We start from the raw sequence: 15,779 nt of genomic DNA, 5'->3' as shown, positions 1-15,779 counted from the left end.
GGTACCCTGAACGTCCCGGGCATCGTGGGCTTCGGTAGGGCCGCGCAGCTCTTGGCCAGAGAGCGGCACGACGATGCCCAACGCCTGCTGAGGCTGCGGCGGCGACTGCATCAGCACCTGCGCAACAATCTCGACGAAGTCTATTTGAACGGCGCCGGCGATCCTCACCGGCTTCCTGGCAATCTCAATGTCTCCTTCGCCTTCGTCGAAGGCGAGGCGCTCATGATGGCGATCAAGGACGTGGCGGTATCCTCCGGAAGCGCCTGCACGAGCGCCAGCCTGGAACCTAGCTACGTGTTGCGCGCGCTGGGCGTCGGCGAGGAGCTGGCTCATAGCTCGATTCGCTTCGGCTTGGGCAAGTTCAATACCGAAGAGGAAGTCGACTACGTGGGTGAGCTCGTCGTCGAGCATGTGAAGCGCTTGCGTGACATGTCTCCTTTGTTCGAGATGCATCAGGAAGGTATCGACATGAGCTCGATCCAGTGGGAGGCCCATTGACTCGTAGAAACAGTGCTCTTCTCCGGCTGCCGCTAGCGCAACGAAACGTGTAGATCTAGGGTGAACAGATGGCATATTCCGACAAGGTAATCGATCACTACGAGAACCCACGTAATGTGGGTACGCTCGACAAAGACAACTCCAACGTGGGTACGGGACTCGTCGGGGCACCGGCCTGCGGCGATGTAATGCGTCTTCAGATCAAGGTCAGCGAAGACGGCATCGTGGAGGACGCAAAGTTCAAGACTTTCGGTTGCGGCAGCGCGATCGCCTCATCCTCGCTCGTTACCGAGTGGGTGAAGGGCAAAACGCTGGACGAGGCACTTGCGCTCAAGAATACGGCCGTGGTCAAGGAGCTCAATCTTCCACCTGTGAAGATTCACTGCTCGGTCTTGGCCGAAGACGCGATCAAGAGCGCCATCGCGGACTTCCGGCGCAAGCAAGAGGGCCGCGGCGAGACCCTGAAGAAGGCCGCCGAATAGGAGGGCCATCACGGTCGTCGAAGCGCAAGACAAACGTCAGATGATTACCGCACGCAAACGCCAGAGACAGCAGGACGAAGCGGGCCCCGGATACGAACCGATGATGCCGACCCATGGCACCTCTGCGGAGCTGACGCCGGATAGTGTGGTGCGCTTGACCCCCAAGGCGATCGAAATGGCGAAAAAGGCGCTGAAAAAGCGGGGTACACCGGCTGCGGCTCTGCGCTTGGGTGTGCGCGGTGGCGGTTGTTCCGGCGTGGCGTACGCGATCGAGTTTGCAGACAAGCTGCGCGTACGAGACAACCAGTACGATTTTGATGGCTTGAAAGTCGTGATCGACCCGAAGAGCCTGGTGTACCTGCGCGGCGCCGTGCTGGATTACCAGTTCCAGCTGATGCAGCACGGTTTCAAGTTCCGCAACCCCAACGAGAAGAGCGGCTGCGGTTGTGGGGAATCCTTTGGCATCTAGCTCGCCGCGTTCGATGGACCCCTTCGCTGCGCTGGGCCTGCCTCGTCGCTACGACATCGCCACGGACGAGCTCGAGGGGCGCTACCGGCAGCTGCAGCGGGCCCTGCACCCCGACCGCCATGTAAGGGCGTCGCCGGGCGAGCGCCGCCTGCGGCTTGCCAAGGCGATGGAAGTCAACGAGGCCTTCCGGACCCTGCGCGATGAGCTGCAGCGCGCCAACGTCTTGCTCGAGCTCTGGGGCACTCGCGGAGAAACCAAGCCACCCCCGGATCCCGAATTCCTGATGCGGATCATGCAGCTGCGTGAAGCGCTCAGTGAGGCCAAGACGACCCATGAAGCGAGTCGGGTCCGCTCGCTGGCGGACCGGGTAGGCGCGATGCGCGAAGAGGAGATCCAGGTCTTGCGGGATGGCTTCAGAAAGCTCGAAGGCGCCCGCGCGAACGGCGACCGCTCCCACGACATCGAACGGCTCGAGCAAGCGCTGGGACGCCTGCGCTTCTACCAGCGCTTCTTGGACGAGACCGCGCTCGCGGAGGAGACCCTTGCGGCCAGCGCGATCCCGGCTGTTTCCGGCTCGAGCTGAGCGGCCAGCATGGAGCGCCGACCGGTTTGAATCCTATGCAATCCTGCGCCTTTCGCCCCAGCCCCGGCTTGCCTCTTCGCTCCTCACTGCGGTGTAGCGCTGCTGCGCCTCGTTCCGGGACTGCGGGGGCGCTCGGGTCTGGAACGAAATGCTTGGAGTCCACGACGTATGCAAACCGATCGGCGCTCTAGCCGCTCGCGAGGGATTCGGATGTTGAAGCGATCGATGCTGTTCGGCGAACGCCGCCAAGGCGCCGGAACCTAGCACTTTCATTGGACACGCGATGGCTCTACTCCAGATAGACGATCCCGTTGCCGGTCCGCGTGCGATAGGCATCGATCTCGGCACCACGCACAGCCTCGTAGCGTACGTCACGCCCGTGGGTGCAGCGGTGACCCTGCACGACTGCGATGACGAGGCCCTCGTGCCTTCCGTCGTGCATTACAAGCACGACGGCTCGTGCCTGGTTGGCCAGGAGGCGAAAGCGTTTGCGTCCACGCATCCCGGTGACACCATCGTAAGCGTGAAGCGCTTCATGGGGCGTGGCGCCGATGACCCGCAGACCCGCGACCTCAGCACCCACCGCTTCGCCACCCACGAGGGGCCCGTGGTCAGGTTCGCGGTGGCGCGCGGGCGCGTCGTGACGCCGGTCGAGGTGAGCGCAGAGATTCTCGGGTACCTGCGGAAACGTGCAACAGAAACCTTGGGTGAGGTGGCAGGTGCCGTGATCACCGTGCCCGCCTACTTTGACGATGCGCAGCGTCAAGCAACCAAGGACGCGGGAAGTCTCGCAGGCCTCGAGGTGCTGCGGCTGCTGAACGAGCCCACGGCCGCCGCGCTCGCCTATGGACTCGAGAGCAAGCAGAACGGCACGTTTGCCATTTACGACCTCGGTGGAGGCACGTTCGATATCACGATCCTATCTCTGGACGATGGCGTGTTTCAGGTACGCTCCACGGGTGGCGACAGCCAGCTCGGAGGCGACGACATGGATCGCGCGCTGGCTGTTCGTTTATTGGGCGCCATGAGCTACCCCAAAGAGGCCGCTGCGATCGCGCCCGACGTGGTCCAGACTGCGCTCGACACCGCGCGGGCCGCAAAGCATGCGCTGACCGAACAGCCAGCGGTCGATGTGGTGCTCAAACACGCGGACGGCTCCGAGCTGACCGAACGCGTGTTGCGAAGCGAGCTCGAGATGCTCATCGGGCCCTTGTTGGATCGCACCGGGCTGGCTTGTAAGCGCGCCTTGCGAGACGCCGACCTAACTGGTGACCGCCTGGACGGCGTCATCCTGGTCGGCGGCGCCACGCGTATGCCTGCCGTGCGACGCTACGTCGCGCAGCTGTTTGGCCGCGAGCCGTTGGCTGACATCGACCCCGACCAGGTCGTAGCGCTCGGCGCGGCCCTGCAGGCCGATCTGCTCGCTGGTGAGGTACCCAGGGACGATGTGCTGCTGCTCGACGTGCTGCCTCTATCGCTGGGCATCGAAGCCATGGGCGGAGTCGCGGAGAAGATCCTGCCCCGCAACGCATCGATTCCCACCGAGGCCGCGCAGGTCTTTACCACGTACGCCGACGGTCAGACGGGATTCGAGCTGCATGTCGTGCAGGGCGAACGGGAACTCGCGGCCGACTGCCGTCCGCTCGCGCATTTCACACTCAAGGGCATTCCCCCCATGCCTGCAGGCACTGCACGCCTCGAGGTACGCTTTCACGTCGACGCAGACAGCATCCTGCACGTGAGTGCCAAGGAGCTCACCACCGGAATCGAACAGCACGTCGAGGTCACCCCGAGCTACGGGCTGAGCGACGAGCACATCGAACGCATGCTGCTGGACGCGTACGAGCACGCGGAGCAAGACGTGGCAGCGCGCGCCTTGCGCGAGAAGCGCGTGGAGGCCGAGCGCATTTCACAGGCCACACGTACGGCTCTCGCGGCAGACGCCGACTTGGTGCCGCCCCAGGAGTCGCAACGCATCGAGCAGGCGCTGCAGGACCTGGCGCGAGCAAGCGAAGGCACGAGCCACGGCCTGATAACCGACCGGATCGAGGCGCTCGACGCGATTTGCCGGCCGTTCGCCGGCCGCCGCATGGACCGGAGCATCCGCAGGGCGCTCGCGGGACGCGCCGTCGGAGACGTGGAACAGGAGACACAGCACGCAACCGGCATCGAAGCCCATCTGCCGGAAGCGATGGCGCCGCTCGATGCTGGAGGGGACTGAGCCATGCCCCGCGTCAGGTTCAAGCAGGAGGGCCTCGAGGTCGAGGTGCCACCGGACACCACCATACTCGAGGCGGCGCGTTTGGCTGGCGCGCCCGAGGGGGACCGGTGCGGCGGCGTCTGCGCCTGCTCCACCTGCCACGTGTACGTGGTCAGGGGCTTCGAGTCGACCTCGGAGATCGAGGACGAAGAGTTCGACATCCTCGACAAGGCATTTGACGTGCGCATGACTTCCCGCTTAGGCTGCCAGGCCAAGGTTCATGGCGACATCGAAGTGGAAATCTCCGACGAGAGCTTTGAGGCCTTCCTGGACGAGCATCCAGACGATCGCGAACGGGCGCGTGCGCTTCGGGCCCCCGCGTCGAATTCGTAACGTGAGGCTCAGCCACTGCGGTTGCAACAGGCGACCAAGCTGAGGGTGCTCGGCGCACCACGAGTGAGCCTGCCGGGCAACGATGAAGGGCCCACGGTGGTGCGGTCGGCCGGCGGCCGGGCAGCAGTCCTGCGGCTTCCTCTCATGCCTGTAACGTCGCGGGCCTGCCTCGCTCTTGCAGCGATCCTTACCGGCTGTAGCACGCTGCCTGCCCAGCCCACCGTGCGCGCGCTCTACGCGGATCTGCGCAAGATGGTCGACATCCACCAAACCGCACCGGGCTGGGTTGTCGATCGTCTGGAGGTCGAAGCTCTGGCTTCGTCGGCCCTGCACTCCACCTGCCAGGCGAACCGCAGCACCCGCAGCGCGCTTGCTGAATGGCTGCAGCACCGGATCGACGAGGAAGGTGGTCTGGCAAGCGAAATCTATGCTCGCACCCACGACCTGGATGACGCCGAGGAATCCCTCAGCCTCGAGCGCGTGCACAAGCTGCTCATCTACGCGGACCAGCATTCCGCACAAGATTGCCCGTTTTGGCTGCAGCCCCAACACGACTTCAAGGGCGATCAGAGCGACGAGCATCGAGCCGTGCTGCTGCTCGAGAGCAACGGCATCGCAGCCCTGCTGCTCGAAAGGGGCGGCAACGCCGTCGGCGGCGGCGGTGGAGCGCGCGTGCTCCTCGGCTACGGCTTCAGTCACCGCATCACCGTTGCCTTTGGTGGCGAATTTGGCGGCACCGCCGATCTCGTCGAAGACCCCGTGGCCGGCAACGCAACCGTTGACGCAGCCTTCACCGCCGCCTTGCCCCTGCTATTGCGCGTACGCGACGTGGCCCGCGTCTACGACTTCGAGATCGCGCCCACCACCAAGTTCCTCTTCGGCGACCAGCTGCTGCCCCCTGGATTTCGCGTGGCACTCGGCGGTGGGTTGACCGCCCTGCGAACGCAGGGCTTCATGCCCTATGGCGCTGTTTGGCTGGGCTACGAGTTCCAGCCAGCCCGCGGAACCGGCCCCGCAACCCACAGCCTGCTCGCGGGAGCTAGGGTGGGTGTTGACGTCGGCCTCTGACGCAATCGCTTACCCGTCACCGCCAGCACCCTGGTTGCCCGCGATCGCCCGATGCGATACACCCCTCCCCCTCAAGGGCGGTTAGCTCAGCTGGATAGAGCGTTGGCCTCCGGAGCCAAAGGTCATGCGTTCGAATCGCATACCGCCTGCCGAGCACGCGTAGCGGGCTAGCCTGTCGGTATGCGCTACGGCAGCTTCGCCTCGCGCTCACCGACCGCGAGACGCTGACGGGCGAATCGCATACCGCCTGCCAATGATTCCGGGGGGAGTCGGGGAGTCGGGGTCGGCGGCGTGACCTCGTCCAGACTACATCGGGGACTTCCCAAGGTGGGTGGCGCAGCCCTCGACGACAAGGGTCCGCGCTGGTTCAGCACCGATTGCATCGAACCGCCTCCGCTTGAGCAAAGCCTTACCCTGCCTTTGGCTTGCTCGCATGCAGAAACGCAGCCGTCCACGGCTCGTCGCTGCTCGCACGGCCTTCGCCATGATCGTGCTGAGGGGTCTCGACCACTTCCGCCCGGACGATTTCCAGCTCAGCGAACGCGGCGAGCAGCTCGTCCAGCGACGGGCAATGATACCTCGAAAAGACCTTGTGGCGTTTCATGGACGCGTCGAAGTCCTTGATCAACACCGTGCCGCCCGGGGCCAGGGCGGCCTGGATCGTTCGGTAGAGCTCGAGCTGATCGGCTTTCTCGTCCGGCAGGGCGAAACTGTTGGTGATCAGGTCGTACCGGTCCGGTGGCTGCCAGACGGCGGCATCGGCGACGTGCAGCTCCGCTTGCAGCTGGCGGGCGTCGAGTGCGGCTTGGGTCGCCGCAATGGCTTTGGGTGCGATATCGATGCCCGTCACCTGCCAGCCTCGCCGCAGCAGCGCAACAACCAACCCCCCGGCGCCACAACCCACATCCAGAGCACGTCCCGGCGCAAGAGCAGCAACGGCTTCGACGATTTGCGGGTCCGGCTCTTGGTAGTCGCTGCCATCGCCCGCGTAGATATCGTTCCATTCGAATTCATGAGCATGATGGTGTTCCATGGCGTTCAGGCTAGCGGCTACCGTGCCTCGCGAGTAGAGCCCTGATTGGGAATGGATCGGCCGATCTTTGGATGAGCGCATTCGTGCGGTAGGCTACGTGCCCACGGCAATGGCTGGCAGCTCACCACACGTCGCGGGGCGCGCTGGAGTCTTCGTCATGCACGAAAGAATCGAGCGATTGCTTCCGCATGCCGAAACCTCGCACACCGAACATGGCCTCACGTACCTGGTCGACGGCTGGTTTCGCATGGAGCACGGCACGGAGATCAAAGCCGAGCCGGGCTCCATCACCGTCGTGCCGGCAGGTGCTCCCCACCGACCGATCGAAGGTCGGAACGTGGAGTACTGGCTCGTCGCATTCTGTGCGAGCTGTGTCCAGCTCGACGAGGGCCAGCTTCTGATGAGCCCGTTCCGCAAGGTGCGGCGGGGAGCGCTGCCCGTCGTGGTGATCCCGAGGTCTCGACGGCGGCGCGTGCGCCAGCTTCTTCGCGAGCTACGGGATGAATGCGAGCGCAACGCACCGGAGTCACGGGAGCTCGTGCGCAGCCTGTTGCTGCTGCTTCTAGGAGAGATACGCCGTGCCATGACTGCAACCCAGATAGCGGGTCCCGATGGCGCGTTGGTTTCTCAGGCCCTCGAGTTCGTGCAGCAGCGATGCCTCGATCGGATTTCGCTCAAGGACGTAGCCGCTGCCGTGCACCGGACGCCCGCCCATGTTGCCTCCAGCGTGAAGAAGTCCACGGGCTATTCGGTGGGCGAATGGATCAACTCGGGCCGTGTCGGCGAAGCCGCCAACCGGCTCGTGCACACCGACGATACGCTGGACGAGATTGCGAACCGGGTGGGCTGGCGAGATAAGACACACCTGATTCGCCAATTCCGCAAGGTTTATGGGGCCACGCCCGCGGCCTGGCGCAAACGTCACCGGCCGTCGCACGCTGCGCCAAGAGCCGCTGGGCTCAAGTGACCCCGTTGCCCACCCAGCATCCTGGACGATTCACGAAGGATAATTGGACGCAAACCCATTGTATGTCCAACTCAGATAGCTATTTTCGAGTGGTCCACGGCGACGAAGCAACACACCAACGGAGAAGAGCATGACGAGTCTGGAAAACAAGGTAGCGGTGGTTACCGGTGGCGGTACCGGCATCGGGCGCGCAAGCGCCGAGGCGCTGCTCGCAGATGGAGCCAAGGTAGTCGTGACGGGACGGCGTGAGGAACCGCTCAAGCAATTCGCTGCCCAGCATCCCGAGCAAATCAGCTACCTGCGGGCCGATGTCGCCAGATCGGGCGACGCCAAGAAGGTCATCGATTCCGTGATCGAGCGCCACGGCCGGCTGGACGTGCTCGTGAACAACGCCGGCATCGGCTTCATGAAACCCCTGGCCGAGACCAGCGACGACGAAATCGGCCATCTCCTGAGCGTCAACGTGGCCGGGCTGCTTGCCTTCAGCCGCGAGGCACTTGGTGCCCTAGGAAAGACCGGAGGCAGCATCATCAACATCTCGTCCACGATCGCAACCGCCGTCATGCCTGCGATGGTGGCGTATGGAGGCACCAAGGCCGCCGTGGAGCACATCACCCGGCTGCTCGCCGCCGAAGTCGGCCCACAGGGCATCCGAGTCAACGCAGTCGCTCCGGGCGCCACCGAAACGGACATGACCCGTGGCGCTATGAGCGGTGAGATGCGTGACGCGATCACGAGCCAGACTCCGCTAGGACGCTTTGGACAGCCTGCGGATATCGGAAGCGTGGTGGCCTGGCTGGCAGGACCCGGCGCCGCCTGGGTCACCGGCCAGTGCGTTGCCGCAAGCGGCGGTCTCATGTTGTAGCTCACGCGGGGTTCCCAGGACCCGTGGACACCGAGATGGTGGCGGGCATGGAGATTGCGGAGGCATCGCCCTCCGACGTGGCGCGGCATATCGTGGAAGGAATCGAATCGGGTGCTGCCGACATCTTCCCCGACCCGATGTCCGCGCAGATGCAACCCACGTAGGAAAACGGCGGCAAGCAGGTACAAGCCGCCTTCGCAAACTTCGGCTGAGTCCCGACGCTGCGCCCATCGACAACCTCGACGCTCGTAGGCCAAGCCCGAGTCGCGCCAAGGACCCCAAGCTCTACGGGCCAACAGCGGTCCGCGTCGGAAAAGTGACCACAGTGTAGGGGCAAAGTGGTCACCCTGTGAAACGAAAGCATCCGGCGGCCGTAAGCGACTGGATACCTGAATGCCGCAGCTCAGGACCTGCGTGAGCCAACGGCATGCGGGCTAGCGCCAATTCGCGGGGGCTCCGTATCGCGAGGAGTCGAAGACGATGAATGCAGCCAGCTGTGGTTGGGCCCGCGCACGGTGCGCGCTACTCACTGCAAGTGCTTGGATGTCGATAGCCTGCGGCGAAGGCGTCCAAAGGGGCTCTCTGGGCTTCGGCGGGCTCGGGGGCCTTTCCGGCGTGGCCGGCAGCGGCGGAGCCGCGTTCGCCGGCTCAGGCGGCTCGTTCGGCATGGCGGGCGGCTTACCGGGTTTTGGTGGAGCTCCCGGTGTTTCCGGGATCGGCGGGGGCCTGGCCGGCCTGGGGGGCGGCTTCGGCGGCGGCGCCGGGATGGCGGGTCTCGGGGCTTCCGGCACGGTCGGTGGCGCGGTGGGTTTCGGAACACCGGCCGATCAGATGCTCGCCAGCACCTTGTGGCAGGAGATGACCGGATACCAGCAATGGCCGCCGTTTCCCGGCAAGACCGGGTTCGTGCCCAGCGCGGCGCCTCACGGCGCATTCGTGAAGCTCTACCTGAACGCTTTGGCGATGCAGCGTCCCTACGACCCGACAGCGCCCGACTCGATCGTGGTCAAGGAAAACTACGCCGCCGCGAACGACGGCACGCTGGCCGCCATCACCGTCATGAAGAAGCTGCCGGGCTACGATCCGCAGAGCGCTGATTGGTTCTGGGCCAAGTTCCTGCCCGATGGCTTGCTGGATCGAAACAGCAACGGCGTGCCGCTCGCCGGCCGGATCGGCAAGGGTGGGACGGCCGGGTGTATCCCGTGCCACGCAAATGCGGGCCAGAGCGACTACTTCTTCTTGAACGATCAGCTCTTCCGCGAAGCCGATATGGCACACATGCGACAGCTCGCGGGTGAGCTGCTGGGCTACCAGGCCTGGCCACCGTGGCCCGGGCTGGCCGGTTTGCAAACGAGCGCGGCGCCCCATGGAGATCGCATCAAGTTGTTCGTGAATACGGCTGCCATGCAAAACCTGCTCGCACCGCAGAACGGCTCGGTGCTGGTCAAGGAAAACTACCCGGCGGCGCCGGACAACACGCTCGTGGCCGTCACCGTCATGAAGAAGATCGCTGGTTACGACCCGGCCACCCTGGATTGGTTCTGGGCCAAGCTGAAGCCGGACGGCACCCCCGATTTCAACCCGATGACGGGCGCTCCCGTTTTTGGACTCGTGGGCAAGGGGGGGAGCATGGGTTGTATTCCGTGCCACCAAGGCGCCGGCGGAGGCGATTATGTATTCCGGAACATGAATTGACGATGCACGTCGCTCGACTCGAGGCTGCCGAAATCGTCTCGCACCGTCATGTAGTACCTCGCCACAAGGAACCCCATACCGGCCGCCACACCCCCTGCTGGGCCCCTGCTCCGCACCAAGCGATCCCGCCAATCGTCGTGACGACGCCGGATGCGGATCCCAACCGCAACCGCGCATCAGTGGTGCAGCTGAATACCGCTGTCGTGGACCGGAAGCTCGCTAGCCGGTTTTCGCCGCAGCTGTGCCAGCCACTGTCCGATACGTGCCGCGACTCGCTGATGGCCTGCGGGCTTGAGGTGGCCGTCGAGCGGGTAGAAGTACACGTGGCGCTCCGGATCTCGCCACAGTTCCGGCAATGGCAGCGGCTGAAAACGCAGCCCTCCCTCCAGCTCACCTCGGGATAGCGCTGCTTGCAGGTCAGCAACCAGCGTGGAGTTTGGACAGGTTTCCAGCACCGCCACCGGAACCCCCTTCAGCGCTTGAGGCGCGTGTCGGGTCATGGCCAAGAACACAGCCAACTGCGACGGCAGCACCCCCTGTTTCATGTGCTTCAATTCGCGTGGTGGTGATGGGAACAAGGCGGTTCGCAGGCTCAAGAAGGTATACTTGATCGGCCAGTAGCGCCGTGCGCGCTCGAAGCTATCTATGGCCGCGTTGTAGCGTGCCTCCTCACGTCGTTCCAGCTCGCCATCGCGGCGATACAGATGCAGATTTTCCCAGTAGTCATTCTCGCAATACTGGATGACCAGCGCCTGCAGTCCGCTTAGATCCAAACGCCGCAGTATCCGCATCTCGCGATAGGTCCCGTAAGAGGAGATCCCCGCGTTCAGCACCTTGCGCCGGCTTTGGCGCTGAAGGATCTCGCTGAACGTAGCCTCTTGCTCCACCCCCCAGCCCATGGCATGCGAATCGCCCACGACCACTATTTCGGGAGCGACCAGCGACTGCTCGTCGTCGCGCAGCCCTTGGCTGTTGATGCTGACCTCGGTGTCGAACTCGACGTTGTCGAAACGGCAGCTGCCGGGACGCAAGGTGTAGAACAGCTCCGCGTCGAACCGAGCGCACGAACGCATGGTCTGGATCACGTTGCGCATCCTGAGGTAGACGTCGATTACCGATGGCGCCAGACTGGACTTGCTGGCCAAGGCGGGGCGCTTGAGCAACGCTCCGATCAGCAGCTCGACGATCAGCACACAGATCCCGAGCGCACTCAGCGTGGGCAGCCAACCGAGCCTCCGTTGAGCCAGCAGCAACCCGGCTCCGAATAGCGAGAGCACGACTGCGAGCGTCGACCATTTGGGCAGCTCGTAGTCCCAGCGCGCCAGGTAGTACTGCAGTGGCGGCTGCGAGCTAGCCGTGGCTTGCGCGTAGAGACCGCGCAGCAAGTCGTGTCCAAGCGCGCCGTAAAGGACCGGCAAAGCGAGACCGAGCAGGCAAACGGCCCCCAGCGCGTACAGGGGCCGCGTCACATCCCGGACGCTCCGGCGCCCGTGTCCGCTCCGCCGCCCTCCCCTTGGACGCGCCCTGCCGGGCCGCTGCCAACGATCCGCTCTGTCGCCGCGTTGGCTCCAACCGCCGCTGGCTTGGTTGCCTCTGCTTGAAAAGCCACCTGTACCACCAATACTGCTCGTCGTCGCGCCTGCGTCCGGCCCCTCGCCGATAAAGAGCGGTTGGTTCGAGCGGGTCCCAACCAGGCCGGGTTGGTGCAGCTGCCGGCAGGCGCTCCGCATCGTAGTCTCAGCCAGGTCGCACGCAATGCGTACTGGAAGGTTCCTTCTTGATACCAGGGAAACCTGGCTCACGGCCGCCTCGTGGCACCCTCACCGCACCGGTACGCACGGCGGTCAAGGCCGGCAGCAACCGCGGGCCTACCAATGCGTGGAAGGCCGGTTACACTCGCGCCCATGCCTCGAATCGCCCTGTTCGTGCTGCTGCTCTGCGTCACCGGATGCCCACAGCAGGCCCCGACCTCTGGACCGCACCGGGACGTAGTGGTCAAACCGCCCACTTTCGCGTCGAACTACTCCCCTGCTATCCGCACCGGCGGGCTCGTGTTCCTTTCCGGCATGGTTGGTTTCGACGCCGCGACGGGCGAGCTGGTTCCGGGAGGAGTCGGCCCCGAAACGAAGCAGGCTGTGGCTCGTATCAAAGAAACCTTGGGCAAAGCGGGACTCGGACTGCGAGACGTCGTCAAGTGCACCGTGCTGCTCGCCGACATTGCAGATTACGAGACCATGAATCGTGCCTACCGGCCGCTGTGGCCGAGCGAGCCTCCTGCGCGCACCACCATGCAGGCTACGCCTCCCCTGGATGCCCGCGTCGAGATCGAGTGCATCGCGGCGGCGAAGTAAGGGTCCGTCCCAGAACAACTGGTCGAGACCGGCCGCGCAGGGTGGATGCGATTCACCGCGCACCCGGAGCATGCGGTTGGATCGCAACCGATCGAGTTATTCTGTCACGAGCCCTTAGGGCCCGCGGAAGAATAACTCGGGTGTTTCGGTGAGGACTGGGCGCCGCCGGCGAGGCGCGACGACGAGGAGTATTGGGGATACTTCGAGGAGGAGCAACATAGCCAGCGGTGGTCAGAACCGGCGAAATGGATGAGTCATTCTCCCGCGGGCCCTTAGCACGCGTTCGGCGCTTGCAAGGATTGTTCCGACGCAAGCGTCAGCACTTCGCGCAAGGTGGCGACGAGCTGCTGGCTCACGTGCAGTTTGTCCACGCAGGCTCGCGCACCGCGCTCCATCAACAACTGAGTCAGCGGTGGGGTGAGACTTCCGGACACGAACACGACCGGGAGGTTGGGCCGCCGTGACAACAGCTCGACCAAGATCTCGTCGCCCTGGTGGCCGGGCATGCGGTAGTCGAGCGTGACAGCGGCTGTCTCTGCGCGCAACCGTTCCAGCGCTTCGCTCATGTCTTGGGCCAAGTCCACGACGAAACCCGCACGAGCCAGCACACGTTCCAGCGCGCGGCGATACATGGGGCAGTCCTCGATCACGAGTACTCGGGGCCTCGCCCGAACCTCGGACCCCGATCGTCCGGCAGGCGCGTCTCTACCCGCTGCCTTGTTGCTACTGCTCACCATGGATGGCTGCCCCTAAAGAACCAACGATTGAGCCCATACTACGACCTGAGCCACCGGGCAACGAACTGGAGCACTCCAGGCGCATTCTCGAGCCGTTTTTCTGTAGTTGTCCGGCTTCATTGAAACATTCGGCGCAATACCGCGTGCGGACCCTGTTCGGGGCGGTTCGCGTCCCCGTCGTAGCGCTACACCGCAGCCGATTCGAAAGCGCCGGCCTCACGCACGCTGGCAACCGCGACATCGATCAGCTGCCGCAGTACATCGTGGGGCATGGCCGGGATGGGCATCAGCACGACCACGTCCGAAAGGGGCCGCAGGATCACACCACGGCTCCTGCTTCGACGGCAGACCGCAGCTGCGACGCCGTTTCCATTGCCCAGCTCGATACCGACCATGATGCCGCGCTGGCGTACATCAACCACGTGGTTACAATCGCGCAGCGCCGAAAGCCCCTGCCGCAGGATCTCGGCGCTCGCCCGAATGTGCCCGAGCAGGTCCCGATCGGCAAACAGCCTCAACGAGGCGAGAGCCGCCGCGCAACCTAGGGCGTTGCCCGTGTAGGTGTGGCCGTGAAAGAAGGTACGGCGCTCGGAGAGCTCGCCGCAAAACGCCTGCTCGATCTCGTCGGTCGTGACGGTCGCCGCCAGCGGCAGGTAGCCGCCCGAGAGACCCTTTGCAAGGCACAGCATATCCGGCTCGACCGCTTCGTGCTCGCAGGCAAACATGCTGCCCGTGCGTCCAAACCCCACCGCGACCTCGTCGGCGATCAGCAGCGCGCCGTGAGCCCGCACAAGCTCGGCAACCCCGCGAACGAATCCGGGCGGCTGGCAGATCATGCCTGCGGCGCCCTGCATGATCGGTTCGAGCACCACGGCCGCCACCTGCCCCGAGTTGGCCTCCAGCGTCTCCCGCAGCCGCCCCAGGCAGTGCTCGCGCAGCGCCGCCGCGAGCGTGGGATCCTCACTGGGCCAGTACCGAGCCGAATGGGCCGGGTCCGCACTTGCGGATGTGCGCAGGCGAGCGAGCTCGGCCGGAGCGCGGGCAGCGTCGGGCGCGGGCGCGTGCACGGTGGGAAACAGCATCGGCTCGAAGGGACGACGGAACGTAGTGCTGTCGCCAACGGCCAGCGCACCGGTCGTATCTCCATGGTAAGCGCCGGAGAATGCAACGAACCGGCGGCGTTGCGGTTGGCCGCGGTGGTACCAGTAGCCCACCGCAATCTTGAGCGCGGCTTCCAGCGCAGTAGCTCCAGCATCCGAGAAGAAAACCTTGTTGAGCGACGCTGGAGTCAATTCGGCCAGGCGACTAGCAAGCTCGATGCTCGGGGGCGAGGCAGCACCCAACAACGTGCTGTGGGCCACGCGCTCCAGCTGGTCACGAATCGCCTGATCGATCTCGGGCACCCGATGACCGTGTACGTTGCACCACAGACTCGAGATACCGTCGATGTAGCGCCTGCCGCCGGTGTCGAAGAGGTAGGGGCCGTCGCCGCGCTCGAGGATCAGCGGCGACTCCTCGCGCCACTGCCGCATGGGTGTGAAGGGGTGCCACACGTGCGCATGATCGGCCCTGCGCAGCCAGTCCGAGTCCCTCATCGAGGCCCGGCTCGCCTGGAACGCTGTTGCTCGGCGAAATGCAGCCCGACGTAGATCTTGGGATCCACCAGCAAGCCGGCGCCCCGCTTGCCTTCGAGCCAGTGTGCGAGCTCGACGATGGGGGGCGCGTGCACCTTGATGTCCTCGTGTGCGTCGCCTCCGCCCTCTCCCAGCTTCTGCAGTCCCGTGGCCAGCACGAAAACCACCGTCTCGTTGACGATCCCGGGCGCCGGCGGTCCCCCGGTAAGCATGCGGACGGCACCGCACCGATAGCCCGTTTCCTCCAGCAGCTCACGGGCTGCGGCTCGCTCCACGTCTTCGTCCTCTTGGCCGACCTCGTCTCCGACCAACCCTGCGGGAAGCTCGATCACCCGGGCAGCCACCGGCGCACGGTATTGTTCTACCAGCAGCAGGCGCTCGTCCTCGGTCACGGCCACCACGATGGCTGCCAAGGTGGTATGGACCCGCTCGGCATACTCCCAGCGACATCGCGCCAGCAATCGTACGCGACGCCCTTGCGCAAGACAGCGTGTTTCGGCACCGCGGTTGGGATCGGCACCGCGGTTGGGATCGGCACCGCGGTTGGGATCGGCGGCACCGCGGTTGGGGTCAGCCCCACTGCGGTTGGGGTCGGCGGCGGCGGCACCGCGGTTGGGGTCGGTGGTGGGGTCGGTGGACGAACCGGAGCCGACGCGACGCTCGGAAGGTGGGCGCCGCCTCATTTGTAACTAGTCAGGCCCCAGTCAGTCGGGTTTTCAGGCGGTTTTCTGGGCGAGCGCGCCCGCAGGAATCGCCCGAGGAGTACTGGGTGTACTTCGCAGGGCCAGGCCGAGGACGAAAGCC

General features: G+C 64.9%; 17 protein-coding genes and 1 tRNA gene. 13 read left to right on the top strand and 5 right to left on the bottom strand.

The window, feature by feature from the left end; all coding sequences use genetic code 11:
* The 8 genes from MJD61_22105 to MJD61_22070 all read left to right on the top strand — a co-directional run.
* On the top strand, positions 1–498 hold a 498-nt coding region (locus MJD61_22105), incomplete at its 5' end, for an aminotransferase class V-fold PLP-dependent enzyme (GenBank protein MCG8557952.1).
* A gap of 68 nt (positions 499–566) precedes the next feature.
* Positions 567–980 (top strand): Fe-S cluster assembly scaffold IscU, encoded by a 414-nt coding sequence (gene iscU, locus MJD61_22100; GenBank protein ID MCG8557951.1) that lies wholly within the window; start codon positions 567–569, stop codon positions 978–980.
* A gap of 40 nt (positions 981–1,020) precedes the next feature.
* Positions 1,021–1,449: an iron-sulfur cluster assembly accessory protein gene (locus tag MJD61_22095; GenBank protein MCG8557950.1), complete on the top strand. Its 429-nt coding sequence runs from the start codon at positions 1,021–1,023 to the stop codon at positions 1,447–1,449.
* A gap of 13 nt (positions 1,450–1,462) precedes the next feature.
* Complete coding sequence (hscB, locus tag MJD61_22090; protein MCG8557949.1) at positions 1,463–2,032, top strand: Fe-S protein assembly co-chaperone HscB; 570 nt, start codon at positions 1,463–1,465, stop codon at positions 2,030–2,032.
* A gap of 283 nt (positions 2,033–2,315) precedes the next feature.
* On the top strand, positions 2,316–4,253 hold the full coding sequence (gene hscA, locus MJD61_22085) for a Fe-S protein assembly chaperone HscA (GenBank protein MCG8557948.1): 1,938 nt from the start codon (positions 2,316–2,318) through the stop codon (positions 4,251–4,253).
* A 3-nt stretch (positions 4,254–4,256) separates the two neighbouring features.
* On the top strand, positions 4,257–4,625 hold the full coding sequence (locus MJD61_22080) for a 2Fe-2S iron-sulfur cluster-binding protein (protein ID MCG8557947.1): 369 nt from the start codon (positions 4,257–4,259) through the stop codon (positions 4,623–4,625).
* A 21-nt stretch (positions 4,626–4,646) separates the two neighbouring features.
* Complete coding sequence (locus MJD61_22075; protein MCG8557946.1) at positions 4,647–5,693, top strand: hypothetical protein; 1,047 nt, start codon at positions 4,647–4,649, stop codon at positions 5,691–5,693.
* Between the two features lie 75 nt (positions 5,694–5,768).
* Positions 5,769–5,842: transfer RNA gene (locus MJD61_22070), tRNA-Arg, on the top strand.
* Positions 5,843–6,102: 260 nt separating this feature from the next.
* On the opposite strand, the gene MJD61_22065 is transcribed toward MJD61_22070, so the two are convergent.
* A complete protein-coding gene (locus MJD61_22065; protein MCG8557945.1) occupies positions 6,103–6,807 on the bottom strand; it encodes a class I SAM-dependent methyltransferase in 705 nt (234 codons plus the stop codon).
* A gap of 76 nt (positions 6,808–6,883) precedes the next feature.
* Between MJD61_22065 and MJD61_22060 the strand changes: the two genes are divergently transcribed.
* The 4 genes from MJD61_22060 to MJD61_22045 all read left to right on the top strand — a co-directional run bounded on the left by MJD61_22060 (position 6,884) and on the right by MJD61_22045 (position 10,253).
* Positions 6,884–7,693: an AraC family transcriptional regulator gene (locus MJD61_22060; protein MCG8557944.1), complete on the top strand. Its 810-nt coding sequence runs from the start codon at positions 6,884–6,886 to the stop codon at positions 7,691–7,693.
* A 130-nt stretch (positions 7,694–7,823) separates the two neighbouring features.
* On the top strand, positions 7,824–8,558 hold the full coding sequence (locus MJD61_22055) for an SDR family oxidoreductase (GenBank protein MCG8557943.1): 735 nt from the start codon (positions 7,824–7,826) through the stop codon (positions 8,556–8,558).
* A gap of 23 nt (positions 8,559–8,581) precedes the next feature.
* On the top strand, positions 8,582–8,722 hold the full coding sequence (locus MJD61_22050) for a hypothetical protein (protein MCG8557942.1): 141 nt from the start codon (positions 8,582–8,584) through the stop codon (positions 8,720–8,722).
* A gap of 379 nt (positions 8,723–9,101) precedes the next feature.
* A complete protein-coding gene (locus MJD61_22045; GenBank protein MCG8557941.1) occupies positions 9,102–10,253 on the top strand; it encodes a hypothetical protein in 1,152 nt (383 codons plus the stop codon).
* A 176-nt stretch (positions 10,254–10,429) separates the two neighbouring features.
* Here the strand turns inward: MJD61_22045 and MJD61_22040 are convergent, their stop codons facing one another.
* The gene (locus MJD61_22040) at positions 10,430–11,722 is read right to left on the bottom strand and encodes a hypothetical protein (GenBank protein MCG8557940.1); all 1,293 of its coding nucleotides are present in this window, start codon (positions 11,720–11,722) and stop codon (positions 10,430–10,432) included.
* A gap of 435 nt (positions 11,723–12,157) precedes the next feature.
* Here MJD61_22040 and MJD61_22035 point away from each other — a divergent pair, with 435 nt between their 5' ends.
* The gene (locus tag MJD61_22035; protein MCG8557939.1) at positions 12,158–12,604 is read left to right on the top strand and encodes a RidA family protein; all 447 of its coding nucleotides are present in this window, start codon (positions 12,158–12,160) and stop codon (positions 12,602–12,604) included.
* Between the two features lie 272 nt (positions 12,605–12,876).
* On the opposite strand, the gene MJD61_22030 is transcribed toward MJD61_22035, so the two are convergent.
* The 3 genes from MJD61_22030 to MJD61_22020 form a co-directional block, all read right to left on the bottom strand.
* The gene (locus MJD61_22030) at positions 12,877–13,254 is read right to left on the bottom strand and encodes a response regulator (GenBank protein ID MCG8557938.1); all 378 of its coding nucleotides are present in this window, start codon (positions 13,252–13,254) and stop codon (positions 12,877–12,879) included.
* A gap of 272 nt (positions 13,255–13,526) precedes the next feature.
* Positions 13,527–14,936 (bottom strand): adenosylmethionine--8-amino-7-oxononanoate transaminase, encoded by a 1,410-nt coding sequence (bioA, locus tag MJD61_22025; protein MCG8557937.1) that lies wholly within the window; start codon positions 14,934–14,936, stop codon positions 13,527–13,529.
* Positions 14,933–15,658, bottom strand: coding sequence for an NUDIX hydrolase (locus MJD61_22020; protein MCG8557936.1), 726 nt, complete (start codon positions 15,656–15,658; stop codon positions 14,933–14,935). The genes bioA and MJD61_22020 overlap by 4 nt, the downstream gene beginning before the upstream one ends.
* Between the last annotated feature and the right edge of the window lie 121 nt (positions 15,659–15,779).

This window comes from Pseudomonadota bacterium (assembly GCA_022361155.1).
GTDB lineage: Bacteria > Myxococcota_A > Polyangia > Polyangiales > JAKSBK01 > JAKSBK01.
The sequence above is the reverse complement of the archived record's forward strand: the minus strand, read 5'-3'. Positions and strand labels throughout refer to the sequence as shown.

Coding starts and splice junctions, on each gene's coding strand:
- MJD61_22060 (MCG8557944.1), top strand. CDS start 6,884: ATGCACGAAAGAATCGAGCGATTGCTTCCGCATGCCGAAACCTCGCAC.
- MJD61_22080 (MCG8557947.1), top strand. CDS start 4,257: ATGCCCCGCGTCAGGTTCAAGCAGGAGGGCCTCGAGGTCGAGGTGCCA.
- MJD61_22055 (MCG8557943.1), top strand. CDS start 7,824: ATGACGAGTCTGGAAAACAAGGTAGCGGTGGTTACCGGTGGCGGTACC.
- hscA (MCG8557948.1), top strand. CDS start 2,316: ATGGCTCTACTCCAGATAGACGATCCCGTTGCCGGTCCGCGTGCGATA.
- iscU (MCG8557951.1), top strand. CDS start 567: ATGGCATATTCCGACAAGGTAATCGATCACTACGAGAACCCACGTAAT.
- MJD61_22095 (MCG8557950.1), top strand. CDS start 1,021: ATGATTACCGCACGCAAACGCCAGAGACAGCAGGACGAAGCGGGCCCC.
- hscB (MCG8557949.1), top strand. CDS start 1,463: ATGGACCCCTTCGCTGCGCTGGGCCTGCCTCGTCGCTACGACATCGCC.
- MJD61_22065 (MCG8557945.1), bottom strand. CDS start 6,807: ATGCGCTCATCCAAAGATCGGCCGATCCATTCCCAATCAGGGCTCTAC.
- MJD61_22045 (MCG8557941.1), top strand. CDS start 9,102: ATGTCGATAGCCTGCGGCGAAGGCGTCCAAAGGGGCTCTCTGGGCTTC.
- MJD61_22020 (MCG8557936.1), bottom strand. CDS start 15,658: ATGAGGCGGCGCCCACCTTCCGAGCGTCGCGTCGGCTCCGGTTCGTCC.
- bioA (MCG8557937.1), bottom strand. CDS start 14,936: ATGAGGGACTCGGACTGGCTGCGCAGGGCCGATCATGCGCACGTGTGG.
- MJD61_22035 (MCG8557939.1), top strand. CDS start 12,158: ATGCCTCGAATCGCCCTGTTCGTGCTGCTGCTCTGCGTCACCGGATGC.